The organism is Bacillus stratosphericus (assembly GCF_020524495.1).
In the GTDB taxonomy this organism is placed as follows: domain Bacteria; phylum Bacillota; class Bacilli; order Bacillales; family Bacillaceae; genus Bacillus; species Bacillus stratosphericus_B.
Window position 1 is genome coordinate 1 of record NZ_JAIVLB010000027.1, and the last position, 26,341, is coordinate 26,341.

Genomic DNA, 26,341 nt, shown 5'->3' on the forward strand with positions numbered 1-26,341 from the left:
TGGATAACTCACTCTTGTCCCCATAGAAAAAACACCTCCATGTTTTATTTCGGATCACAACGGTCCGTGTTCAAACTTGAAGGTGTTTTTTATTTGTCTCATCTTAGGGGGTCAGTCCCCTTTATGTTGTGGATTTTTTTTCAGATTTCTCATATTTGATCGCATAAATCCCTTCATTTTCAATCCATTCACAGAATAGGACGTCTTTATAGGAAGAAATATGCTGCTTTCTTAATTGCTTTCGCAGCCATGCATCGTCAAATCCTGCTTCCTGTAAGTCTTTTCTTAAGATTTCCCCGTCAATAATAAACGTTCTAGGCAATTTGACTTCTTTTCCTTTCACGTTCACATCCTCTGCTGTAGCTGGTGTGTATTTCATTTTTGGAAGGACACTGACAGAGCCATCCGTTTCTAAAATCGCAAATTCTATTTCATTAAGAGCAAAATGACCTTTTGCTCGAATGAGCGTCTGCAATTGATTCAGATCAAGCTTATTCTTTTTCAAACGATTGTAGCGAATATTCCCCTTATCAATGATAAGTGTAGGTCTTCCTTCTAAAAAGGCACGTAATGATTTAAATTTTTGTGAAAGCCATTCAATTGTGTAAATTAAAACGCCCCAAACCCCAACGGCAAAGAGAATATGTAAGATGCTGACTTCTTGATCAAAGATCGCATTCCCGACCATTTCACCTAAAATCAGTGCAGAAATAAAATCAAACGGAGTGATTTGTGCAAATTGTGTTTTACCTAAAAGTTTTATAATAAAAAACAAGGCTAAAAATCCGATCATTAGTTCAATAAAAATATTAAAAAATGACACAGAGGTCCCTTCCTTTCTTACTGCATTTATCTACATACAGTATGTACATGAAAGGAAGGTTCTAAAACATGTACGAAGGTAGTAAATTATTAGATACAAGTTGAATGTTTAGCCACATGCCAGTAAATCATGACACCTCTACCCCCTATACCGAAACAATCTCAGCAATAGCATTACGCAAATTATCTTTATCAATATATTTTCGCCGTATGTATAATAGTACTTTGTATTTTTCTCCATGTTCTCCGTATGAAATTCGCTTTAACCCAGCATTTGTCCCCAAACCGTATAAGCATAAGATATTCTTCTGTAACAAATCTTTACTAATGACCTCTCTCGATGCAGCTGTTTTAAAAAGTTCTGTAAAGTCTACACGCAAATCATCTTCCTTGAGGATATCTAGTAAACTCGTCATAGGCCAGCGTTTCATAATTTCACCTTTGAGTCGTGACAGGTTTATCGGCTCCGGCACAGGGTCAAAAGGAGAAATGGATATTCGGCCGTTACTGTTTCCCTTTCCTTTTGTTAAAATACGAACCTTTGTATTTTTAGGGATTCCTTGTTCTAATTTATTTAATGCCTTTGTCAATCAGCTCTTGTTCAACAGGCATGAGGATGAAATGATCAATTAGCTCATCTAATTCCCAATTCCTTTTCAACTGTTATCCTCCTTTTGTAGCATACGATATAGAGTTATACGGGAAATACCAACCTTTTCAGCAGCATCTGTCCGGCTCATCCCCTGATCTATGAGGGGTGATCTTTTCCTCATCTGCTTTTGGCCTTCCGGGAAACTTTCCTCGTTGGCAGCTAAGATGCCTTCCTTTGTACTCTGAAGTAAGATCTCTCTCAAATTGTGCAATTCCCAGCATAGTATACAACATTTTTCAGTGAGCTGTTGTTGTATCCAGTCAAGACCCCTTTAAACTTTTTAAATGCGCCCCTTATTGGGCAATGAGTTCTGTAATCTCAATCAGATCATTGGTCTAGAAAAATTCCCAAGCTGTATCTCTTCTGGGATCCGAGTGAATTTCGATGGATTAATTGAAATATGTAGTTCATCCTCTGTTCATATTCATTTCCTATAATGGTTCAAGATAAAATATTGGGGGTTGATATGATGCTTAAACCATTTCGTAGACTAGCCAGATTCTCCAGCAGTTCAATGGGAGCAAAAATTGTTTTAATTGCATGGATTGTCGTGGTAGCTGTATTCAGCTTCGTTGCGCCATCATCTAAGGATTATTCCAAAAACAGTACGGAAGGCAGTGTAAAAGGAAACACAGCTTCCGAAATTGCGGAGCAAGTACTAAATAAAGAATTCCCCACCGACAACGGGCTAACCGCCTTGCTTGTATTTCATCATGAAGGAAAAATAACCGACCAAGATCGGGAAAGGATTACGGAACTCAGTGAATGGTTTGCTTCGGCTAATAAACCAAAACATATAGCAAGTGCACTTCCGTATCATAAGTTTCCGAAAAAGGTTCAAGATCAAATGTTTTCTGATGATGGAACGACATTAATTTTTAACTTGGCGTTAAAAGATGGGATTGACTCGGATGAAGCTAATGCAACATTAGATGCTATCAGGGATAAGGTAACTGCTATCGGTTTGGATGATCTCCAATTCGAAATTACGGGTCCTGCCGGCATATCGGCTGATACCATTGCTTTATTCAAAAACGCTGATCTCGTCTTAATGTTAGCTACAGTAGCTTTAATCTTTGTTATTTTAATTATCATCTATCGTTCACCAATACTTGCCATTACACCATTGATTATTGCTGGGATTGTATATGGCCTTGTAGATCGAATCATAGGTTTGGCTGGAAAGAATGATTGGTTTCCTGTTGATAGCTCTGCCGTTTCAATTATGCTTGTCCTGTTATTCGCGGTTATAACCGATTACAGTTTGTTTGTGTTCTCACGGTACCGTGAGGAATTAAGAAAAAAGGAATCGAAATATGATTCAATGAGCGAAGCGATGTACCATGTTTCTGAGCCAATTTTTTTTAGTGGCGGGACGGTATTCCTAGCAATGCTGACACTGTTTACAACAGTTTTTGAGCCTTATAACCATTTTGCTCCTGTGTTTTCAGTAGCCGTTGTCGTTATATTATTAGCAGGGTTAACACTTATCCCAAGTATATTTGCACTAATGGGCCGGAAAGCATTTTGGCCGTTTATTCCAAAGTTTAATCCACAACATAAAGATAAAGAAAGCATTTGGTCAAAGGTAAGTAAACTTGTGTTAAAACGTCCTGCGTTATATGCGGGTATCTTGTTGATCATTCTGCTTTCCGGTGTTTTCAATGCGACACAAATGAAGTTCTCTTTTAATTTAATGAATTCATTTCCGGAGGATATTTCTTCCCGTCAAGGATTTGAACTTCTTGCGGACCATTATCCGGCAGGGCAATTGGCCCCTGTAACAGTGATATTACTGGCGGATAAGAAAATTGATGTTAATGAAGAATTTTTACAAAAGGTGAAAGGACTTAAAGAGGAACTAGCCAATCAAAAAGGAATTAGTTCAGTTAGTCCCGATATTACTGATGAGGTAATAAAAGGTAACGCAGATTTGCCTCCGAACTTTTTAGCTGATAATGGGAAGGCCGTGAAATTACAGCTTGTTTTGAAGAATAACCCTTACGACATTGAGGCACTAAATACCGTTGAACAGCTTCGAGATCATACGGAAACCTTCCTTAAAGATAATGGATTTACCAAGAATGAATATCAACTGCATTATGCAGGACAAACAGCTGGGCAGCTTGATGTGAAGCAAATGAATGTACGTGACATGATTATCCTATTTTCACTTGTGACGGTGTTGCTGACCCTTGTAATAGGATTTCAAACAAAATCAGTTCTGATGCCAATTTTAATGATGGCAACCATTCTTTTATCCTATTTCGCAACGCTCGGATTTGGCTGGTGGATATTCAAACACTTTATGGGTTATGAAGCAATCAGTTACCGTTTGCCGGTGTACACATTTGTTTTCATGGTTGCATTAGGGATTGATTACAATATCATGCTCGTTTCACGGATTAAGGAAAAAGCAAAGGAACTTCCATGGAAAAAGGCGGTTGGCGAAGGAATTGCATTAACCGGTGGCGTTATTTCTTCAGCAGGGATTATTTTGGCTGCAACTTTTGCCGTCTTAATGACACAGCCGTTGCAAGAACTTTTCTTATTCGGCTTTACAATGGCGATGGGAATTTTAATAGACACGTTTTTAATAAGAGCCATTTTACTTCCCTCCCTTTTGATATTGACACATAAAAAATAAAGAAGTTGTTTATGTTTATATAAGTTTGATTTACTGCTCTACTAAGGTTTCATTCACTTCAATGGCGGCCATAAGATAGATTGTTTCATACGCATTATGGGGTAGTACCGACAAATGCGGATATACGCTAAGGAAATTTAAAAATAAAGTAGCCGTTTTCACCTCTATTTTTAAGGAATCGGCTGTTGTATATGAAGAAGTACAATCAGAAATGGTGTATTTTTAATTTAATTCCTTATCGAGGGTAGTGATAGCTTCGCTAATACTACCCCTATACGAGAAAAATTACTTGATGAGGAAATCAGAGAAGAGCTTTGTGAGCAATTTAACCAAAGCAGACGACCAAAGGGTGTGGAAAAAAAGTGATCATCTACCACTCGATCTCTGAATCATAAAAAGCCATGACCAAAAGAGTGGTCATGGCTTTTCTCTATATTTGATAAACATCCTTTGTTTGACCTACCTTGGCAGAACCGAACTCCCCATTAAATAACGGTCTACCTCGTGTGCCACTTGTCTGCCTTCGTTAATCGCCCAGACAATCAAGCTTTGGCCGCGTCTTGCATCTCCCGCTGCAAATACGCCTTCTACATTTGTTGTATACTCCCCATACTTTGCGTCAATTCGATTGTTTTTGCTGTCCACGCCAAAGTGCTTCACTAGTGGCTGTTCAGTTCCCTCAAAACCAATCGCAATCAAGACTAACTGAGCAGGCCATACCTTCTCTGTTCCTGGAATTTCATGAAATTCAAACTTCCCATGCTCGTTTTTCACCTTTTCCATTTGAATGGTATGAAGCTCTTTTAATTTTCCGTTTTTATCTGCCACAAACTTTGTGGTTTGTATCGAATATTGACGTGGATCTTCTCCCAATTTTGCTTGTGCTTCTTCATAAGCATAATCTAATGAGTAGATATAGGGCTGTTCTGGCCACATGTTATCCCCTATACGTGTATCTGGAAGCTTTGGATGCTTTCCGAATTGAACAACACTTTTTGCTTTTTGACGAAGTGCAGTTGCTACGCAGTCAGCACCTGTATCTCCTCCGCCAATGACGATCACGTCTGTTTCTTTTGCATCAATGAAATTTTTGTCTTTAAATTCTGAATCGAGCATGCTTTTTGTTGCGAGCGTTAAATAATCCATTGCTAAGTAAATCCCTTTTGCTTCCCGACCTTCAATTAATAGGTCACGCTGTTTTTGTGCACCTGTGCAAAGGATGACCGCATCAAATTGCTCTTTCAGTTCATCGGCAGTGATATCAACACCGATTTCTGTGTTCGTCACAAAGTCAATGCCTTCTTGTCTCAGAAGTTTGACTCTGCGCTCAACGATTTCTTTATCTAGCTTCATATTTGGAATACCATAGGTGAGCAGGCCGCCGAGACGATCAGATCGTTCGAACACTGTGACTGCGTGCCCTGCTTGGTTTAATTGATCAGCACTGGCAAGTCCTGCTGGCCCTGAACCGACAATGGCGATTTTTTTCCCTGTACGACTTGAAGGAATTCTTGGTGTAATCCATCCATTTTCAAATCCTTTGTCAATGATCGTGCGTTCAATATTTTTAATCGATACAGCTGAATCATTGATCGCAACTGTACATGAGCCTTCGCAAGGTGCTGGGCATACTCTGCCAGTAAATTCAGGAAAATTGTTCGTTTTTTGCAGTCTTTCGAGCGCATCTTTCCATCTCCCACGATAGACAAGGTCATTCCACTCTGGAATTAAATTGTATATCGGGCAGCCAGAAACGTCGCCCCTGATTTCCATCCCCATTTGACAAAACGGTGTTCCGCAATCCATACATCTAGCGCCCTGCTTCTTCAATACCTCATCTGTATAAAGAGCTGAATATTCTTTCCAGTCATTTTGACGAGTGAGAGGGTCACGTTCATTTGGCTTTTCTCTTTTATATTCCATAAAACCTGTTGCTTTGCCCATTGTCCTCTCCCCTTTCTTAATGAGCGAGGGCTGCTTTTTGCCCGTTTGCCGTTTCTTTATTTTTCGGTTTTGTGTTTGCTTCAAAGGCGAACATGACAGCTTCTTCATGACTGAGGCCCGCTTGTTTTTGTTCTTCAATGCATTGAAGCATCATTTTGTAATTTCTCGGAATGATCTTAATGAATTGATCCTTTTCTTGCGCCCAGTTTTTTAGAAGTGCTACTGCTTTTGAGCTATTTGTATAATCAAGATGCTCTTTGATCATTTGTTTCACTTCTTGTTCTTCTTCATGATCTGTGAGCTTTTCAAACATGATCATTTCCATGTTACACATTCTTTTGAACTGCTTCGCATCAGATGTATGCACGTAAGCCACACCGCCAGACATGCCTGCGCCAAAGTTTTTCCCGACGCCCCCTAAAATAACGACACGTCCACCAGTCATGTACTCACAGCCGTGATCACCGATTCCTTCAACGACCACATTAACACCTGAATTACGAACAGCAAATCGTTCACCTGCACGCCCGTTAACATAAGCTCTCCCGCTTGTCGCACCGTAAAATGCGACGTTTCCGACAATCACGTTTTGATGTCCATTTTGCACAAAGTGATCAGATGTCTTGACAGCAATTTTGCCTCCAGAGAGTCCTTTGCCGATATAGTCATTTGCATCACCTGTTAAATATAAAGACATGCCTTTTGGAACGAATGCGCCGAAGCTTTGTCCAGCTGAACCAGTGAAACGAAGTGTGATCGTATCCTCTGGCAATCCTTCTTCTCCGTAGCGCTTAGACACTTCACTACCAGTAATCGTTCCGGCCACACGGTTGACGTTGCGAATGTTCAGTGATAGATCAACCGGTGTTTGGTGATTCAACGCTTCCTGTACATAAGGAAGGATCTCATTTATATCTAGTGATTCATCCGTTTTATGATGTTGCGGCGTTCTGAATGTGCGCACCCCTTCTGGCTGATAAAGCAATGTTTCAAGATCCAGCTGCCCTGCTTTCCAGTGTGCTTTTGCTCTTTCACTAACTGATAGAACGTCTGTGCGTCCAATCAATTCATCCATTGATGTAAAGCCAAGTTCAGCTAGGATTTCTCTTACTTCCTCGGCAATAAACATCATGAAGTTCACAATGTGATCAGGATCACCCATGAATTTTTTCCGAAGCTCTGGATTTTGTGTCGCAACACCGACTGGACAAGTATCTAAATGACATGCTCTCATCATCACGCAGCCTAAAACGACAAGTGGAGCTGTCGCAAAACCGTATTCTTCTGCTCCTAAAATCGCAGCCATGACAACGTCGCGCCCTGTCATTAACTTTCCATCTGTTTCAAGAACTACTCGCTCACGAAGTCCGTTTAAAACAAGAGTTTGATGTGCCTCTGCCAAACCGAGCTCCCAAGGAAGTCCTGTATGTTTAATACTTGTTTTCGGAGAAGCCCCAGTGCCACCGTCATACCCGCTGATGACAATGACATCCGCCGTCCCTTTCGCTACACCTGCTGCAATCGTTCCAACGCCAGCTTTAGACACAAGCTTGACACTGATGCGCGCATCACGGTTAGCGTTTTTCAAATCATGGATCAACTGAGCCAAATCCTCGATTGAATAAATATCATGATGAGGTGGTGGTGAAATGAGGCCTACACCTGGTGTGGAACCACGTACATCTGCTACCCAAGGATACACTTTATTTCCTGGCAGTTGGCCGCCTTCGCCAGGCTTTGCGCCTTGCGCCATTTTAATTTGCAATTCATCGGCATTGACCAAGTAATGACTCTTGACGCCAAAGCGGCCCGAAGCAATCTGTTTAATCGCACTTCTGCGATCATCACCGCGCTCATCTACTGTAAAGCGTGCAGGATCTTCCCCGCCTTCTCCGCTGTTGCTTTTGCCGCCAATTCGGTTCATGGCAATAGCAAGTACCTCATGCGCTTCTTTACTTAAAGATCCAAATGACATCGCACCTGTCTTAAATCGGCGCACAATCGATTCAGCAGATTCAACCTCTTCAAGACGAACTGGCTTTTGTTTTGGATGAAAAGCAAATAGATTTCTAAGGAAGCCGATTCTTTCTTCGTTCGCTGCCTTTGTGTATTGCTTAAATAGGTCATAATCTTCGTTGCGGCATGCCCACTGAAGGGTATGAATTGTTTTTGGATTAAAGGCATGATGCTCTCCATTTTTTCTCCACTGGAACTCACTGCCTGATTCTAGCGTTTGATCAGTAGATGCCTGATACCCTGCTTGATGACGAAGCTTCGCCTCACTTGCAATGGTGTCAAGATCAATTCCGCCAAGCTGCGAAGCTGTTCCTGTGAAATACGCCTGAATGACGTCTTCACTAATGCCAACTGCTTCAAAGATTTGCGCCCCTCTATAACTTTGCACAGTGGAAATACCCACTTTTGACATGACTTTGACAACACCCTCGGTCACGCTTTTGCCAAACTTCGTAACAGCTTCATCAAAGCCAATGGAGATCGCTTCTTCAGCAATAAGCTGTTTGTATGTTTCGTAGACGAGATAAGGGTGGATTGCATCTGCTCCGTAGCCAATCAGTGCTGCAAAATGATGGACTTCTCTTACTTCGCCAGATTCGACAATCAAGCTCACCTTTGTTCGTAAGCCTTGGCGTACAAGGTGATGATGAAGTGCACTTAGTGCAAGAAGTGGTGGAATCGGCACTTTTTCTTCCGTCATTTCTCGATCTGAAAGGATTAATAAAGATACACCTTGGCGAATGGCTTTTTCCGCCTCTTCAAACATTGCATCTAGCCCGCGTTTTAGATCATCTGAGAAAAGTGTATGAATCGTTTTGCTTTTAAAGGCATTGTGAACAATCGTTTTCAAGCCGTTAAATTGCCCGCTTGTTAAGACCGGTGTATATAGTTTAATTCTTCGGCATGAATATTCATTTGGATGTAAAATATCTCCTTCAGCACCTAACCAAGTCATGGTCGATGTGACGAGCTGCTCACGAATGGCATCAATCGGCGGATTCGTGACTTGTGCAAACAGCTGCTTGAAATAAGAAAACAGAGACTGTGCACGATCTGATAACACAGCAAGCGGTGTGTCACTACCCATTGAACCGATCGGGTCCTTGCCTTCCTCTAGTAAAGGAATTAAATACTTTTGAATGTCTTCGTACGTATAATGGAAAGCACGCTGACGGGTTAATAAGTCACTCATTATACTAGAATTTTCTGAATTTTCTTCAGAGCGATTGACATGAACCATTTCTTCATCGAGCCATTTTTGATAAGGAAGTTCATTCGCAATTGAAGACTTCACTTCTTTATCAGAAATAATTCTTCCTTCTTCTAAATCGATTAACAGCATTTTACCTGGTTCAAGGCGATCTTTATACTTCACATCTTCTTCATTTGTGTCGATCACACCGACTTCAGATGAGAAAATAATATGATCGTCATTTGTGACGTAGTATCTCGCCGGTCTAAGTCCGTTTCGATCTAAAATGGCACCGACTTGTTTACCGTCCGTAAAGGAAATGGCTGTTGGTCCATCCCATGGCTCCATTAAAGAACTATGGTATTCATAAAATGCCCGTTTCTCTTTCGACATGTGTGTATTCTCAGTCCAAGGCTCAGGAATGAGCATCATAGCTGTATGAGCAGGTGTACGGCCTGCAAGCACGAAAAATTCAAAGGCATTGTCTAAAATGGATGAATCACTTCCGTCTGCATTCAGCACTGGCAAAATCTTGTCTAGATCTTCTCCGAAGGCTTCAGACACGAATTGTTGTTCTCTTGCTCTCATCCAATTGATGTTTCCTCTTAATGTGTTGATTTCTCCGTTGTGAATTAAGTAACGGTTTGGATGAGCTCTTTCCCATGTAGGGAATGTATTTGTACTAAATCTTGAATGAACAAGTGAAAATGCAGAAACAAATGTTTCATCCTGCAAGTCAAGGTAAAAAGAATCAACTTGATCTGAGGTTAAAAGTCCCTTATATACAATGGATTGACTTGATAGGCTGACAAAGTAAAATTGTTTTTCCTCTTCTGCTCCCCAATTTTCAGCCTGCTTACGAATGACATATAATTTTCTTTCAAATGACAAACGATCTGTTATGTTTTCGTTCGCGCCAATAAAAACTTGCCTGACAACCGGACAGCTCTTGGCCGCGACAGTACCAATTTTCCCAGCATCAACAGGCACCGTTCTCCAGCCAATTAATGTTTGACCTTCTTGTTTAATGAACCCATTGATTTTCTGTTCGATGGCTTGACGCGTTTTGTCATCATCATCTTTTGAAAAGAAGACCATTCCTACCCCGTAACGGCCCTTTTCAGGAAGTGCAAATTCTTTGCAGTTCTTTCTAAAAAAAGCGTCTGGCAGTTGTACCATTAAGCCGGCACCATCACCTGTATACGGATCACTGCCTTGCCCGCCGCGATGATCAAGCTGGCACAGCATTTGTAATCCCTTTTTGACGATGCTATGTGTCGCCTCCCCTTTTAAATGGGCGTACAGTCCGATTCCACATGCATCATGTTCAAATTCAGGACGGTAGAGACCTTGTGGTTGTGGTAGTTGATTATAAGTCATCGTTTCTTTCCCCCGTTTAAAAGATCCGTTTTTCACAGTAATAAAATCTCACAAACTCTGTAACTTATTTTAAGTTTTCAAATTAATATAAACAATATATAATTTAGATTAAAACAATCTCTTTTTGAGATAGATGGGTGTGAGTGCAAAAATGGAGCTTCGTCAGTTACGTTATTTTGTAGAAGTTGCTGGCCGTGAACACGTGTCAGAGGCGGCAGAAAACTTACATGTTGCCCAATCTGCCATCAGCCGGCAGATTGCAAATTTAGAAGAAGAACTTGGAGTAGCCTTATTCGAACGAGAAGGACGAAATATTAAATTAACAAAGATCGGCAGACAATTTTTAGATCATGTCAGAACTGCACTAAAGGCCATTGATTATGCGAAAGAGCAAATTGATGAATACTTAGATCCGCACAAAGGAACGGTGACCATTGGATTTCCTACAAGTCTCGCAAGCCAAGTGCTCCCTTCTGTCATTTCTGCCTTTAAGCAGGAATATCCAGAGGTTGATTTTTTACTTCGTCAAGGATCTTATAAATTTCTCATTGACACTGTTAAAAATCGTGATATTGATCTTGCCTTTTTAGGACCCTTACCGACAAATGATCCTCAAATAGAAGGGAATATTTTGTTTTCAGAAAGCATTTATGCCCTTTTGCCTATTAGTCACCCTTTTAGTGGTCAAAGAAGTATTCATTTAAGTGATTTGAGAAAGGATCATTTCGTTTTATTTCCAGAAGGATATGTGCTCAGACAAATTGCGGTTGATGCTTGCAAGCAGGCAGGCTATGAGCCAACCATTTCATCTGAAGGAGAAGATTTGGATGCCATTAAAGGTCTCGTGTCAGCGGGTATGGGCGTCACCTTATTACCAGAAAGTGCCTTTTATGAAACGACACCTCGATTTACAGTGAAAATTCCAATTGATTTCCCGCAAGTCCGAAGAACCGTCGGAATAATTGCGTCTAAGTCAAGAGAGATGTCTCCTTCTGCACATGATTTTTATGCGTTTGTAAAGGATTTCTTCTCAAAAATTGAACAATATAAATAATTCATTAAAACAAGACCTTTCATTTGTAGAAATAATCCCTCTTTGTATATGATAGATTACAGAACAACAGATTATATGGAAGAAAGGTATTCGTATGAAATCAATTTTATGGTTTTTAAAGCCATATCGGCTATCCGTTGTGTCCATTGTCATTCTGACCTTTTTAAGCAGTATGCTCCAGCTGTACTTACCGACTCTAACGGCAGATATCGTAGACGTTGGAATCGTTCAAGGAGATATCGCTTATATATGGAAGGTTGGTGGCTGGATGGTCGCTTGTTCTTTACTGGCCATCCTGCTCACGATCTGGAAGTCCTACCTGTCTTCAAAGACTGCACTTGGCTTCGGGCGTGATATGAGAAGACAACTGTTTGTGCATATCGAACAATTTTCACTAGAAGAATTTCAAAAGATCGGGACGTCTTCATTTATTACAAGGTCAACAAATGATGTGAAGCAAGTTCAAGATGTAACAATCATGATCTTACAAATGATGACGAGGGCCCCTCTCATGCTCGTGGGTGGAATTATTTTGGCTGTCTCTAGAGATGCTCTGTTATCTCTTATCTTTTTAGCAGCTCTTCCCCTTCTTGGCGGGTTTATCTATTTGGTTTCAAGAAAAGCCATCCCTCTATTCGGCCAGCTTCAGAAAAAAACAGACCGGCTGAATTTAATTATGAGAGAGTCTCTTTCAGGCATCCGGGTGATTCGTGCATTTAACCGCGTTGATGATGAAAAGATGCGCTTTCAAGAAGCCAACACATCCTATAAGGATACGGGCCTCAAGGTGAATCGATTAATGGCATATTTATTTCCATTTATGCTCATCATTATGAACTTCACGAATATTGGCATTGTCTGGATTGGTGCTAACCGGATTGATGCAGGACAGATGGAAGTTGGGAATCTCATCGCCTTCATTCAATACGCCATGATGATTTTAATGGCACTGATTATGCTATCGATGAGCTTTATTATGGTCCCAAGAGCACAGGCATCAGCTAAACGGATGAATGAAGTGTTAAACCTCCAACCAAAGATAAAAGACAAAGATGAACCGCTCTCTGAGCTTCAGCAGCCCGCAAAATCAATTCGCTTTGATGATGTGACACTCTATTACTCAAATGCTGAAAAACCAGTGGTACAAGACATTACATTTGAAGCCAAAACTGGCGAGACGACTGCGATTATTGGCAGTACGGGTTCAGGGAAAACGACCCTCCTTCAGCTAATGATGCGCTTTTACGAAGCGACAGAAGGACGGATTACACTAGATGGTGTAGATATTAGAGAGCTTCCTCAGGAGAAACTGAGAAGTCAAATGGGCTATGTCCCACAAAAAGCTGTTTTATTCAGCGGAACCATTGCAGATAATGTGCGTTTTGGTCGGCAGGATGCGAGCGATGAAGACATTTGGCAGGCGCTTCGAACAGCGCAGGCTGAGGAACTTGTTTTGCAAAAACATGGCGGGATCGATGCAGAGATTGATCAAGGTGGATCGAATCTCTCTGGTGGCCAAAAGCAGCGGCTTTCCATTGCAAGAGCACTAGTCAGAAAGCCCGCCTTTTACCTGTTTGACGATAGCTTCTCTGCACTTGATTACAAAACAGATGCGAAGCTCCGGGCATCATTAGAAGTTGAAAAAGAGCATGCAGCTCTCATCATTGTGGCCCAAAGAATTAACACAGTGAAGCATAGTGATAAAATCATTTTACTAGATGAAGGGAAAATCGCAGGCATTGGAACGCATGAACAATTACTTGAAGACAATCTTGTATATCAAGAAATTGTCGCATCACAGGAAGGTCAGGAGGTGGAACAAGGATGAGTAAGAAAATGTCTTCTGGAATGGGCCATAAAGGCGGTCACCCAAGAGGGCCGGTTGCAAAACCGAAGGAATTCAAAAAAACACTTCTTCGTTTGACTGGCTATTTAAAACCGAGGAAGTTTCAGTTGATCATTGTACTGATCTCAGCAATCGGTTCAACCGTCTTTAACGTGATTAGTCCAAAACTACTCGGAGATGCCACCTCTTCCCTATTTGAAAGCTTTACACAAGGAACAGGCGTTCAATTTGACGTCATTTCACGCATTTTATTGCTGCTCGTCCTATTATATGTCGTTGCCTCTCTTTTTTCATTTGTTCAGCAATACGTGATGGCGGGTGTCTCCCAGCAGACCATTGCTGAATTACGCCAAGAAGCAAATGACAAACTCACACGTCTCCCCCTTCGGTATTTTGATAAAACAACACATGGGGACACGCTGAGCCGTGTGATGAACGATATCGACAATATTAATACATCGCTTCAGCAGGCACTCACCCAGGTGATCACCTCTGTGATTACGGTCATTGGAATTGTCGTTATGATGCTATTCATCAGTCCGTTATTAACTTTGCTTGTTTGTTTGACGCTGCCTCTCAGTCTGTTTTCCATACGAGGTATTACGTCATTTTCTCAAAAGCATTTTAAGGCGCAGCAAAAAGAGCTCGGTATGATGAATGGACATATTAATGAAATGTTCACAGGACATCAGACGGTTCGCGCGTATGGCTATGAAAAGAAAGCGATCGATACATTTGATCAATTAAACGAACAGCTATATGAATCATCAAGAAAGGCTCAGTTTATTTCCAGTTTAATGATGCCAATGATGACCTTTATTGGGAACCTTGGTTATGTTGCAGTAAGTGTAGCCGGCGGCATTCTTGTTATTAACGGGAATATTCGTGTTGGGGATGTACAGGCATTTATCCAATACACGCAGCAAATGTCTCAGCCGCTTATACAAGCATCCAGTGTCGCAAACTTAGTTCAATCTGCGATCGCTTCTGCTGAAAGGGTCTTTGAAATCCTGGATGAGGAAGAAGAAAGTACCGAAGAGGATGCGGCGGTTGATCTTGAATCACTTTCAGGGGATGTGACCTTTGAACAAGTTCAATTCGGATATGAGAAAGATCATCCGATTATTAAAGATTTGGATTTACAAGTAAAAGAAGGACAAACGGTTGCTATTGTCGGGCCAACAGGCGCTGGAAAAACAACGATCATTAATCTGTTAATGCGCTTTTATGAACTAGATCAAGGCTCCATTCGCATTGGCGGCGTAAAAACGACCGATCTCAGCCGAAAAGAAGTACGTGACTTATTTGCGATGGTCCTTCAGGATACGTGGCTTTTTGAAGGCACAATATATGACAACATTGCATATGGCAGGCAGCATGTTTCAAAAGAGGATGTCATGAAAGCTGCCAAACATGCCTATGCCGACGATTTCATCCGCACGCTTCCAGACGGATATGACACTCTCTTAACAGAAGATGCCGGCAACCTTTCGCAAGGCCAGCGTCAACTGTTAACGATCGCCCGTGCGATTTTATCTGATCCAAAAATGTTGATATTAGATGAAGCGACGAGCAGTGTCGATACGCGGACAGAGATGCATATTCAAAAAGCGATGAATGAATTAATGAAAGGCAGAACAAGCTTCGTCATTGCACACAGACTTTCGACGATTAAAGATGCCGACCTCATTTTAGTCATGAAAAATGGCACCATTATTGAAAAAGGAACTCACAGTAAACTTTTGAAAGAAAAGGGCTTTTATGCTGACCTCTATATGAGTCAATTTGCTGAGCATCAAGTTGGTTAAAAACAAAAAGAGGATAGACACGCATTTTTCCATGCTGTTTATTCTCTTTTATCATTTCTTGATCTGACCTCTTTCTCACCTTTACACTGAGTTTTGTCATGTATTCTGCTTCATTTTTAGAGACCAGCGAATGGAGCACATACTCCTCAAATACATCTCCATCCAGCACCATTTCCCCTGCCTCAATCTCATCTAATCACCGTGAATAGGCTGATTCAACTTCTTTATAACGAGAGAGTTTTTATCTTGATATGACACTTGGTCGTTCATCATTGGAAAGAATGGCAAACAAATAATGATCTTTCCACTCTCCATTGATCTTTACATTTTGTCTAGACAGACCCTCTTTTTGAAATCCAGCTTTTTCAAGAACTCGTATCGACCCGAGATTGTGAGGCTGAACACCTGCCTCAATTCTGTGAAGATCCAGCACTTGAAATCCTTCATTCAGCATGAGTGCAATTGCTTCAGTCGTGTAGCCTTTTCCATTTTGTTTTTGAGATCAAGGCCGTATCCGAGCCAGGCACTTTGAAGGACGTCTCTGACAACACCAGACAGAAGCAGCTTTGTTGGAAGAAATAGCGGAGGAACCGCCTTTTAAAATCACTGAGTTGCTGCCTTTAGGGCAAGTCCTGCTGCATCGACAGTGACATTCGGTCTCGCTTCATAGATCATACCGATTACTCCGAGCGGTACTCTTCGGCTTTTCACATGTAAGCCGTTTTCAAGAGTCCATTCATCCAATATTTCTCCAACAGGATCTGTTAATCTCTTCACAAGCCGTAAACTTTCAGAGAACTCATGAATTCGCTCTTCATTTAACATAAAACGATCCATAAGGCATCTGAGAAGCCCTTTTCTTTTCCTGAATCTAAATCTTTTTGATATTCCTGTAAAATGAAGCTACTTCTTTGTTCTAAAGCTTCTGTTATTTTAAGCAGCGCCTCATTCTTTTCCTCTGTTTGAAGTAAACCTCGTTTTTTTGATACGTGCTTTGCTTTTTTCGCTTTTTCTTTGACCGATGTAATAACTTCAACTGTCAGTGTCATGTCCCTTATGGTTAGCAAACTGGTATTGATAAATCTAAATGACAAACAAATGCTTCAAGATCGACGACATGAACGACTTCACCGTGCGAGTTCGTCAGACGCAAAATTGACAATGCCGAGCCCTATTTCTCTTCCATCTGGATCTAAAATACAAGACAACATCGCCTTTTTTAAACGAACCCTTTACATCTACAATGCCATCAGAATAAAGACTTTTCTCACGATGCATGAGGTGCTCCTTTGTTTTCTCTTGCACAACGATCTCACCTTTTGATCCAGAAAGAAAAGCAATCCACTGCTTCTTATAATTCAGCGGAGCCAAGTTTTCATCAGCTGTAAAATAAGTGCCGTCCTCTGTGCCGCTGCTTCAATCTCTTTTGTGATATCTGTGACTTCGCAGATTCTCTTTGCGTCCGGGTTGGTATGCGGGTTATCCTTCATACAAACCATCAATATCAGATAAGTTCGCAAGGAAATCAGCATCTATCAATCCATCTACTTTTGCAGAAAATGTATCATTATCTCAGAACTTCAAGCGATTAATTGTCACTGTATCATTTTCATTAATAATTGGGATAATGCCTCGATCTAATAACACATTCATGGTATTTCGAACATTTTGATAGCGTGTTTCATCTGAAAAATCACTTCGTTTCCTTCACCTTTAAGTTTCACAATTTGATTGACGAGGTTTTCTAGTTTTTTTAAACTAATCTCACCTTGAAAGCTAGTAAGAGAGCTGCTGCCGATTTTGACAACAATTCGTTTTCTCTCTTTATCTGCGAACACCTTATCACTCCTGTATTAAGGCTCTATTTATATAGATACTTTTTGTTTTTGCTCGTCGCTAATCTCTTTTGATCGATTGGCGGCATGTTTGACGGCTTGCTTCATCGCTTCTCCCCCACCAAAATCATCTAATGCATTCAGCCCTGCAGCAGTTGTTCCATTCGGTGACGTGATTTTTTCTCTTAGGACAGAAGGGTTTTCAGCTGTTTCTTGAAGCATTTTGGCTGCACCAAGAAGGGTCTGTGTACCAATTTGGCGAGACAGTTCTTTTGATAAACCTGCTTCTTCTCCTGCTTCTTCAATTCTTTCTATTAAGAAATAAAAATAGGCTGGCCCACTTCCAGCAATTCCTGTGAAAATGTCCATTTGCTCTTCCTGAATGGTATAGACTTCTCCCATTTCAGATAGAAGGGCCTGACTCATGCTCACGTCTTCGGTTTTTACATAACGTCCAGCAGATAGAGCCGTTGCTGATGCCCCGATGGTACTTGACGTATTTGGCATCACCCTTATGACGGGCTGCCCTTCATGCAGCATGTCTTCAATATACGATGCTTTCACACCTGCAAGTACAGACAGGATGAGATGATCTCTCTGAATATGAGGTTTTAATGATTCAAGTGCTGTTTCAGCATCCTTTGGTTTCATTGCCAAGATCAAGATATCCATTTCTTCAAAAGGAAATGAATCCATTGCTGTTGTTTGTATTCCGTATCGCTTCGTTAGTTCATTTAATCGCTGCCTATTTTGCCTGTTTGTTGCGTAAATATGGTTGAGCGGCACCTGTCCTGATCGCACAATACCTGCAATCATTCCTTCCGCCATAGAACCTGCTCCAATGAAAGCAACTTTCTTTTGATCAATGATATTGATCCTCTCCCTTGTTCGGTTTTTGTTCGTGTTTTTCGCTCGTTAGTTATCGTAACATGATGAGAAATGGTGTCAAGAAAGACCTGTCGCTTTTCAAAAGTCCCGAATGCACAGGGGATAGCTTGCTGTATATATGTTAGTCACGCTTTTCTCATCATTAAATTTGGGTAAAAAGAACTATCATTATTTGAATCATAGTACCCTTTCGTTCGACTGAATTCATCATTTTATTTTTGGTGACTTTCTATTCTCCTATACGATGATTGTGTGTGAATATTTCGGTTAGACTATTGACATATTTTAGAAAAAATGTCCGTTGAAATGAAATTTGACTGGTGATACCGTCAAGGAGAAATCATGTGAAAAAGGAGTGTTCATAATGAAAGTGAAAGAAAACTATGTCAATGTCATTCCAATGAAAGAAATCCGATCTACTGATGATCTTCTTTTCCCGTTCCCTATCTACAATGAGTTACGTTCACAAGGTGATATTAGATACGATGAGACGAGAAAGTGCTGGGATCTCTTTCGATATGCTGATATTCAGTCCGTTCTGAGGAAGCCTAAAGTGTTCTCATCACAGCGAGGAAGAAGCACGTCTAAAACGAGTATTTTAACAATGGACCCTCCAAAACATACAAAGATGAGAGCACTCGTCAATAAAGCATTCACGCCAAAAGCGATCAAACAATTAGAAGATAAGATCAAAGACCTGACACATGATCTATTAAAGCAAGTAAGGGATCAACGTACATTTGATATTGTGCAAGATTTAGCAGCTCCCCTGCCTGTGTTGATCATCGCCGAGCTTCTCGGTGCAGAGGTGAAAGACAGAGAGGTGATTAAGAAGCTTTCAGATGCTCTTGTAGCAGGTGCTAAAGATGAATCAAAGGAAGCCATTCAAGCCGTTGTAGACTTGCAAAAACAAGCAGAAGAAGAGCTTTCAGATTACTTTGCTCGTTTGATCGAAAAACGAAAAGAAACGCCTGCTGATGATTTGATTTCTCTCCTCATTCAAGCAGAAATCGACGGTGAGCGATTAACTGAGAATGAACTGCTTGGCTTTTGTATTCTATTACTTGTTGCTGGTAATGAGACAACGACCAATTTAATCACAAATGCAGTACGGCTGCTCATAGAGAAGCCAGATATTGCCGAATCAGTGCGACAAGATCCTTCTCTCATTCCTCAGTTGACGGAGGAAACGTTACGCTATTATCCACCTGTTCAAGCGATTGGGCGAATTGCAGCAGAGGATGTTGAGATCGCCGGCTCACACATTGAAAAAGGAGACTATCTCATTAGCTGGATTGCATCTGCGAATCGTGATGAACGGACATTCGAGGACCCAGATACGTTTCGACTAGATCGAAAATCAAATCCTCATATGAGCTTTGGTTTTGGTATTCATTTCTGCCTTGGTGCCCCTCTTGCCAGACTTGAAAGCAATATTGCGCTTGAGATTTTACTCCATACGTTTCAAGAAATCACCTCTGCGGCAGATAGGCTAAAACCAATTCAAAGCACGTTTGTTTTTGGGGTAAAAGAATTCCCTGTACAGGTCACCCGTTTTTAAAAGTCCCTTCAAGGGGCTTTTTTTCATTTTTCTTCAATTCATCATCTCTTTCTTACTTCTTACCTTCTACCTCCGAACATGCTAAAATAAAATCCATATCAAGTGATCACGGAATTCGGAAAGGAAGCTAAAACTCATGACCGATTATATAGCAATGAAAGACGGAATATTCAAATCAGTTTGTTCGTTAGATTGTCCAGATCAGTGCGGTCTTTTGATACATAAAGAAAACGGAAAGATCGTCAAAGTTCAAGGAGACCCAGACCACCCTGTGACACAAGGAAACATCTGCAATAAAGTGCGGAATGTGACAGCCCGTTTATATGATGAAAAACGGCTGACAACTCCTTTAAAACGTTTTGGACGAAAAGGAGACGGCCAGTTTGCGCCCATTACGTGGGAAGAGGCCATTGAGACCATTCGTCAAAAATGGACAAAACTGATTGAAGAAAAAGGTCCAGAAAGTATTTTGCCTTACAGTTTCTACGGGAACATGGGTAATCTCAATGCAGAGGGAATGGACCGCCGCTTTTTCTATCGTCTTGGTTCAAGTCAGTTAGATCGAACCATCTGCCAATCAGCAGGAACAACTGGCTATAAATATACAATGGGCGCAAGCATAGGAACAGATCCTGAAGATACCATCTATACAAAACTATTTATCTTTTGGGGCATCAATGCTGTGTCGACCAATATGCACCAAATCACCTTGGCACAAAAAGCTAGAAAGCAAGGAGCCAAGATTGTCGTCATTGACGTTCACAAAAACCAAACTGGCCGGATGGCTGATTGGTTCATTCCGCTTCGACCCGGCACTGACAGTGCGCTTGCCCTTGGCATCATGCATGTTCTTTTTGAAGAAGATCGAACAGATACGTCATTTTTAGAGACTTACACGATCGGTCACAAAGAACTTTGCGAGCATGTCAAGCAGTATGATCCAGAAACCGTTGAACACATTACGGGTGTCCCTAAAGAAGACATCCTCACACTTGCGAGACTGTATGCAGAGACATCGCCATCACTCATTCGCATTGGTAATGGTTTGCAGCATCATGATAATGGCGGGATGAGTATTAGAACCATCTCCTGCCTCCCTGCTCTAACTGGTCAATGGCTGTACAAGGGTGGCGGTGCGATAAAATCGAACTCTTCTTTTCTTAGTTATAATGAAGCAGCTCTTCAACGTCCAGATCTACTAAAGGAACGTGCACCTAGAACATTTAATATGAATCAGCTAGGTTGCGTGCTTATGAACAGAGAGCCTTCCATTGATTCACTCTTTGTCTACTCTTGCAATCCAGCTGTTGTGACACCTGAAGCGAATAAAGTAAGAGAGGGTTTGCTGAGAGAGGACTTATTTACGGTTGTTCATGACCTGTTCCTTACAGAAACAGCCGCCTATGCAGATATTGTTCTGCCTGCGACATCTGCCTTTGAAAACGAGGATTTCTATACATCTTACTGGCATCATTATATTCAAATTCAAGAGCTTGTCATTGAACGCTACGGAGAAAGCAAATCAAACACAGAAGTATTTCGCCTTTTAGCTCATGCCATGGGCTTTGAAGATGAAGCCTTCCGGGAGACAGATGCTGAACTGATGGAACAAGCCCTTTATCACCCGGAAAACCCTCATTATGAAGACATTTCATATAAGGCGTTAAAAGAAAAAAAATGGATCAAAGCAAAACGTGGTCCTTTCCAAGCTTTAAAGCTCCCTACCCCAAGCGGGAAAATTGAGCTTTATTCTGAACAAATGAAAGAAGATGGATATCCAGCGCTTCCAACCTATGTACCACTTTATCAGGAAAGTGATTATCCGCTTACGTTTATACCGGGACCGAACCATAATTTTCTCAATTCCACCTTCTCACTTCATGAAAAGCATCAAAAGCTTGAGAAATATCCGAAGCTTTATATGAATGAACAAGATGCAAAAGAGAGGAAGATTGAAGATGGTGATATGGTGCGTGTGCTGAATGATCGAGGAGAATGCGAGCTTGTCGTTGCGGTCGGTCACAATGTGTTATCTGGCGTTGTGGTCAGTCAAGGATTATGGGCAGATCAAAAAGGCAGAAAGCATTTGGTCAATGGGCTAACACCTGATCGTTTGGCAGATATGGGCGGCGGTGCCACATTCTTTTCTGGCAGAGTTGAGGTTGAAAAACTCATAGAAAGAGAAGAAGCCAGCAATGAGGGGAATGACCCCCATTTTTGAGACAGGAATCAAAACACCTTTATGAATCAGCCAGTTGTTGAAACTCTTTCGGTGACTGGCTGTTTCATTTCAAATTAGGATATTGTTACAGCTTGACAGCGTTGTCTTTTTTTTCGCCCGTTTCTTCATAGCGAAAGTATTTGAAATCTAGGCAAACACATTCCGCTTGTGTCTTGACACTGCATACCCGTAAAGTTTCCTGTAAAGAATCCGACTCAGCGAATGAAATCATCGGATAAATGGCTTTATTCAAACAGCACATCCACCTTCTCCCACTCTTGTTGACAAAAGAATAAGAATACGTGTATGTCTCCCGGTGAACGGTCACTTTTAAAGACACATACGTGACCACGTCTGGAATGACGATTTTTTTGTCAACGGCTGAGAAAAGGTCGGTTTTGACAGACAGATAATTCAAGGATACGGTCAAGTGTCTCGTCATATGTCACATGAAGAGCTGTCCAATTTTCCGTATTATAATAATTCACAAGACCAGCAACTTGCTGAAAGTTTTCTGGAAAGAATATAGCTCTTAAATATGAAGCAATAGAAATAGCGAATTTCAAAAACCCCGGCATGTTTTGGAGAGCCAGGGTTTTGGATCGCTTATTTTCTTTGTTTGCACCAAAACCCGCTGATTCACAAATCGGTTTTCCAAACAGATCAAGAAAAGTCCAGGCTTTATTTGTTCACTAGATCAACATCAATCACTTGATAGAAAGCGTTTTCAGTATCAGCCACATCCCAAACGGCAAGTATGACATGATACCCGAGGCGGTCTTTAGGAATATAAATGTGGTGAGATAAATTGTGAGATGCAGGGGAACCGTCATGCGGAACGGCACCAATCAGTTCAAAGTCTGCGCGCTTAAGCGGTTTGTCAGGATCCCAGCCTTTTTTGGTGATATAGTAGTGCCATTGGCTCGTATTGTGGGGAGCGGTATATGTCCAGGTAAAGGTGTGTTCTCCGCCGGTCATGATATGTTTAAACCAGCGATTTTCCGACTGCTGATCAAGAATTCCGGCGAACAGTCCGCCCGCGGATGCGATTTGTCCATCTGCCGGGCCGCTATGCGGAAACCCTTTTTTCGCTTCCAGGCTTTGCGGCTCATACATCACACTCCCACAATTCAGATTGAGAAATCCGAAAGCCTCACTGCACAGAGCCGCTCTGCTCCCCGGTTTTTTGATAAAACCATGAGCGAAGGCCTGCTGAGGAACAATGGACAACCACAGCAATCCGGCTGCTAAAATGAAAGCAGTGCTAAAGGTGGTTTTTGGCAAACGATACACGTTACAATCCCCTCTCTTTTCAAAGTGTTGAGACGGGTATTGATGCAAAGAGAAAACATACGCGACCATTCCAATATTACCTATTTAATTTTAACATCTGACCGTTATAAAGCCAAGGGACATTCTCATGACTTTTTCGACTTCTTTTCCGTAGCGCTCCTGAAGAAACGCCAAATTCGATTGAAAAAATGCCTTTTTGCGCTTTACGAAAGCCCCTCAAAAAATTCGGGGCTGGCTGAAATCATGAACGAACAGCACCGGACGGAATCTTTCCGAATCGCACGCTTTGTTTCACGTTTTTTGAAATGTGCTCATTGATGATGGACTTATAATCAATCATCTGTTGGGGCAATAATGAATTTGTAGACCCTTCAAATCCGCATTTTTGAACTTCATACTATTTTCAATAAAACAACTGTTTTAAAGAAAGATTTGTATGGAAAGTTGAAACAAATTATGCTTGAATCAGGATGGCAAAACATTTCAAGTAGAACATCCACTGATTATGATGTAATGTTTTCAAACGGCGAGGATGGAAAGAAGGAAATTTATTTTCAGATAAGGGACATTGCGAGTGTAAGCACTAACTCAATAGCATCCTTTTCAAATTCTAACTCAAGATTTTTTTCAATGAGATTATCAGGAAAATACTTACCGGGGTCTTCCGGGGTCTCTGGCACATTTGCAAAAAACAATGATACTTGGAAAGCTGTTATAGTAACTTATCAATCGGAAATTCTCCCGAATCAGCCCATTGAACTTTACTATATTTGCAATAAGGATAGGCTTATCTTTTTGACTCATTATTCTCTCTCACTTGCTCTGCCATCTACATTAAATTATATAGGTGTCCCAATTACTTTTGCAGATGAACATGAGTGGAGTGCTTTTGTCTTTGCATCAAGTAGCATTGGAAATAGTAGAAGATTGTATGTAACTGATATCAAAAATGATTATTCTGTAACTGTTCCAATCACTTGCTTAACTTATTTAGGATTAGGCGGTAAGAATAAAATTAGTGAAAACATATTGATGAGCAATATTATTTACGGAAGTGTGAGCGAAGGATTAAGAGGTATGATACCTGAAGTTTTCTCATTCGGTTCTACGGATGGACTTGTCCATGGTGACATGCTTAAAGATGAGGGTAAGGTTTACAAAGTTTTTGACACAACACCTGGAACATCGAGTGTCTATTCATCATTTATTTCAAAGTTTATCTCTATTAGAATTCGATGAACAACAAAGCCCCTTCTCATTTGAGTAGGTTTTTTTTCAACAGCTGACTAATATTTTCATATAAAAAAGACTCCTTTTATGAAATATTCTTTACTAGAATACCATAAGGAGTCTTATACTTTAATCCATTTTATCTATTTTTAACCATTCAACCTACAGGGCTGATCTGTAGCGGTCGATTAAAACCATATTGATACCTTTTATGATCCTGCACCTCTTGAGGAAAGTAAAACTGTCTCACTTTTGGCATCTGCCTGGGTATGTTGTAGAACAGGGATTCCAAGAATTGCACCTATCAGCAAAGCAGTAGAAATAATCATCATTATTTTTTTCATGATCATATGACCTCCTTTCCTATAAGCGTACAAGATTTTAAAGCCAATTCCAAGAAGTAGTTACTTTCTTCATAAAGATTTAACTTTTTATATATGGAGGCAACATCAGGAGCTAAAGCCTCAATATCAACATATGCCTTTCTTTCTTCCAAAAAACATAGCTCTTTCTTAATGTCCTCATAATTTTCCTGTGGTGCTGTATAACATTTCTCAAGGACATTGAATTTCAGAATAAAATTTGTGTTCTGCTGTTCTTTAGAAAAGGTTTTCCCCTCAATTACCCAACTGATTGCCTGATCCACTTGATCTGACTTATAACTTGATCTTGCAAATTTCACTGTAAGTAAGAAACAGGAGATGACTGTTTTAGATCATGTGTGGAAATTGCTTTGTTAAAGTATTCAATTGCTTCTATATGTTGATTATCCTGAATTTTGAGGAATCCTAGATCATAATAAGCCAAAGCTATCAATCTCTTATCATTCTTCTCAATCAGCCTATCAACGCATTCCAAAAGGATTCTTTCAGCTTTGTCTAGTCTACCATCATCAATCAAATTCAGTGCCAACAACATATTACAGTTTATTGTCTGTATACGGTATCCATCATGTGCCTTATAGATGTCCTTTGCTGTTTGTAAATGATGGTGAGAAAGGAGCGTGACCTTATTGAAATAGTAGAGTGTGCCAATTTTATAATGGAACTCAGCCTTTTCAATCTCATCATAAACCTTGTCCAATTGTCTCTCAGCTACTCTGAACAGGGCTAGAGCTTCTGAATAGTTATTCTTTGCACTCTCATACATTCCTTTGAACAGATAAAAGTAGAACCTCAACATGTCATCTGTTTTGACTCTTTCACTTTCTGTTATTGTTGGTTGCCCTACTAAATCTTCCATAAGCACCTTAAATCTGTAATCGAGAATATTAAAATAGAGTAAAACATCTTGATTTTCTTCCATTTTCCCTATCTTGAATCTCATCCCTCAACTCTACCGCTTGCGAAACTTCCCTCTTTTTTATATGTAAATACCATTTGTTGAGAGTGTTGGCTACATCTACAGAGGCAATTATCCCGACATCCCTTTACCCCCTTCTAAATAAATCTCTTGTATAATTTTAACATGTTTTTTACATATGATGTAAAAGAATTGATCTCACAAATCAAATTTTCGGCATCCCGCAATAAAAAATATTTTTTTATGTAGAGTGTATAGCCATATGCTACACCCGTTAACCTCAATTCTAAATATGGCTATACATTTTAATTTAATCTAACTTATGTTTAGTTTAGTGTTTCATTTGTTGAGGTTTAATCATGCCTTTTGAAAACGAGTATCAAAAAACAATTATGATTGCTTTCTTTACGCTGAGGGAGTTTACTGAATCAGACGCATAGAGCGAATGTCAAAGAGATATTGGATCAAAACCATTTTAATGAGAACAACGGGATCCACACTTGGTCTACCGTTGTCAGAACTATAATGATCTTCAGGCACTAATTCATCTAAAGCCACTACTTTTAATTGATTTCTTCTCTCTTCTTCACGTTTCGATAACATGTTCATCCCCCGCAGAATTGTGTTATTACCCTTATTATACAAAAAAG

13 protein-coding genes and 8 pseudogenes are annotated in these 26,341 nt (G+C 40.6%); 7 read left to right on the forward strand and 14 right to left on the reverse strand.

Annotated features, from left to right (window positions below):
- Window positions 1–121: 121 nt before the first annotated feature.
- The 3 genes and pseudogenes from LC033_RS11620 to LC033_RS11630 all read right to left on the reverse strand — a co-directional run.
- Window positions 122–823, reverse strand: a complete 702-nt coding sequence (locus LC033_RS11620) for a DUF421 domain-containing protein (RefSeq protein ID WP_226568592.1) — start codon at window positions 821–823, stop codon at window positions 122–124.
- Window positions 824–968: 145 nt separating this feature from the next.
- Window positions 969–1,412 (reverse strand): Tn3 family transposase, encoded by a 444-nt coding sequence (locus LC033_RS11625; protein ID WP_226568594.1) that lies wholly within the window; start codon window positions 1,410–1,412, stop codon window positions 969–971.
- Window positions 1,413–1,478: 66 nt separating this feature from the next.
- Window positions 1,479–1,809: pseudogene (locus tag LC033_RS11630) on the reverse strand (helix-turn-helix domain-containing protein); the annotation flags it as partial.
- 101 nt (window positions 1,810–1,910) lie between these two features.
- On the opposite strand from LC033_RS11630, the gene LC033_RS11635 reads away from it, so the two are divergent.
- Window positions 1,911–4,121: an MMPL family transporter gene (locus LC033_RS11635; protein WP_226568597.1), complete on the forward strand. Its 2,211-nt coding sequence runs from the start codon at window positions 1,911–1,913 to the stop codon at window positions 4,119–4,121.
- Window positions 4,122–4,580: 459 nt separating this feature from the next.
- Here LC033_RS11635 and gltD read toward each other — a convergent pair whose 3' ends face one another.
- Window positions 4,581–6,065, reverse strand: coding sequence for a glutamate synthase small subunit (gene gltD, locus LC033_RS11640; protein WP_226568599.1), 1,485 nt, complete (start codon window positions 6,063–6,065; stop codon window positions 4,581–4,583).
- 16 nt (window positions 6,066–6,081) lie between these two features.
- Complete coding sequence (gene gltB / locus LC033_RS11645; protein ID WP_226568601.1) at window positions 6,082–10,653, reverse strand: glutamate synthase large subunit; 4,572 nt, start codon at window positions 10,651–10,653, stop codon at window positions 6,082–6,084.
- 151 nt (window positions 10,654–10,804) lie between these two features.
- Here gltB and gltC point away from each other — a divergent pair, with 151 nt between their 5' ends.
- The 3 genes from gltC (at window position 10,805) to LC033_RS11660 (ending at window position 15,361) form a co-directional block, all read left to right on the forward strand.
- On the forward strand, window positions 10,805–11,707 hold the full coding sequence (gltC, locus tag LC033_RS11650) for a glutamate biosynthesis transcriptional regulator GltC (RefSeq protein ID WP_226568652.1): 903 nt from the start codon (window positions 10,805–10,807) through the stop codon (window positions 11,705–11,707).
- A 94-nt stretch (window positions 11,708–11,801) separates the two neighbouring features.
- On the forward strand, window positions 11,802–13,535 hold the full coding sequence (locus LC033_RS11655; protein WP_226568603.1) for an ABC transporter ATP-binding protein: 1,734 nt from the start codon (window positions 11,802–11,804) through the stop codon (window positions 13,533–13,535).
- A complete protein-coding gene (locus LC033_RS11660; protein ID WP_226568605.1) occupies window positions 13,532–15,361 on the forward strand; it encodes an ABC transporter ATP-binding protein in 1,830 nt (609 codons plus the stop codon). Before LC033_RS11655 ends, LC033_RS11660 begins: the two co-directional genes overlap by 4 nt.
- A gap of 241 nt (window positions 15,362–15,602) precedes the next feature.
- Here LC033_RS11660 and LC033_RS11665 read toward each other — a convergent pair.
- The 4 genes and pseudogenes from LC033_RS11665 to proC all read right to left on the reverse strand — a co-directional run.
- Window positions 15,603–15,910, reverse strand: a pseudogene (locus LC033_RS11665) (GNAT family N-acetyltransferase); the annotation flags it as partial.
- Between the two features lie 13 nt (window positions 15,911–15,923).
- Window positions 15,924–16,410: pseudogene (locus LC033_RS17060) on the reverse strand (aldehyde dehydrogenase family protein); the annotation flags it as partial.
- Window positions 16,411–16,421: 11 nt separating this feature from the next.
- A pseudogene (locus LC033_RS11680) lies at window positions 16,422–17,199 on the reverse strand (glutamate 5-kinase).
- A 27-nt stretch (window positions 17,200–17,226) separates the two neighbouring features.
- Window positions 17,227–18,024: a pyrroline-5-carboxylate reductase gene (gene proC / locus LC033_RS11685; protein WP_376776445.1), complete on the reverse strand. Its 798-nt coding sequence runs from the start codon at window positions 18,022–18,024 to the stop codon at window positions 17,227–17,229.
- Window positions 18,025–18,448: 424 nt separating this feature from the next.
- Here proC and LC033_RS11690 point away from each other — a divergent pair, with 424 nt between their 5' ends.
- Complete coding sequence (locus LC033_RS11690; protein ID WP_226568612.1) at window positions 18,449–19,645, forward strand: cytochrome P450; 1,197 nt, start codon at window positions 18,449–18,451, stop codon at window positions 19,643–19,645.
- Window positions 19,646–19,781: 136 nt separating this feature from the next.
- The gene (locus tag LC033_RS11695) at window positions 19,782–21,866 is read left to right on the forward strand and encodes a molybdopterin oxidoreductase family protein (RefSeq protein ID WP_226568614.1); all 2,085 of its coding nucleotides are present in this window, start codon (window positions 19,782–19,784) and stop codon (window positions 21,864–21,866) included.
- 85 nt (window positions 21,867–21,951) lie between these two features.
- On the opposite strand, the pseudogene LC033_RS11700 reads toward LC033_RS11695, so the two are convergent.
- Both LC033_RS11700 and LC033_RS11705 read right to left on the reverse strand, forming a co-directional pair.
- Window positions 21,952–22,390: pseudogene (locus LC033_RS11700) on the reverse strand (beta-xylosidase family glycoside hydrolase); the annotation flags it as partial.
- Between the two features lie 163 nt (window positions 22,391–22,553).
- Window positions 22,554–23,120, reverse strand: a pseudogene (locus LC033_RS11705) (lytic polysaccharide monooxygenase auxiliary activity family 9 protein); the annotation flags it as partial.
- A 483-nt stretch (window positions 23,121–23,603) separates the two neighbouring features.
- On the opposite strand from LC033_RS11705, the gene LC033_RS11710 reads away from it, so the two are divergent.
- Window positions 23,604–24,398, forward strand: coding sequence for a hypothetical protein (locus LC033_RS11710; protein WP_226568618.1), 795 nt, complete (start codon window positions 23,604–23,606; stop codon window positions 24,396–24,398).
- Window positions 24,399–24,598: 200 nt separating this feature from the next.
- On the opposite strand, the gene LC033_RS16860 is transcribed toward LC033_RS11710, so the two are convergent.
- The 3 genes and pseudogenes from LC033_RS16860 to LC033_RS11730 form a co-directional block, all read right to left on the reverse strand.
- Window positions 24,599–24,733, reverse strand: coding sequence for a hypothetical protein (locus LC033_RS16860; protein WP_264188736.1), 135 nt, complete (start codon window positions 24,731–24,733; stop codon window positions 24,599–24,601).
- A 2-nt stretch (window positions 24,734–24,735) separates the two neighbouring features.
- Window positions 24,736–25,806: pseudogene (locus LC033_RS17550) on the reverse strand (response regulator aspartate phosphatase).
- A gap of 317 nt (window positions 25,807–26,123) precedes the next feature.
- A pseudogene (locus LC033_RS11730) lies at window positions 26,124–26,294 on the reverse strand (transposase); the annotation flags it as partial.
- Window positions 26,295–26,341: the final 47 nt, after the last annotated feature.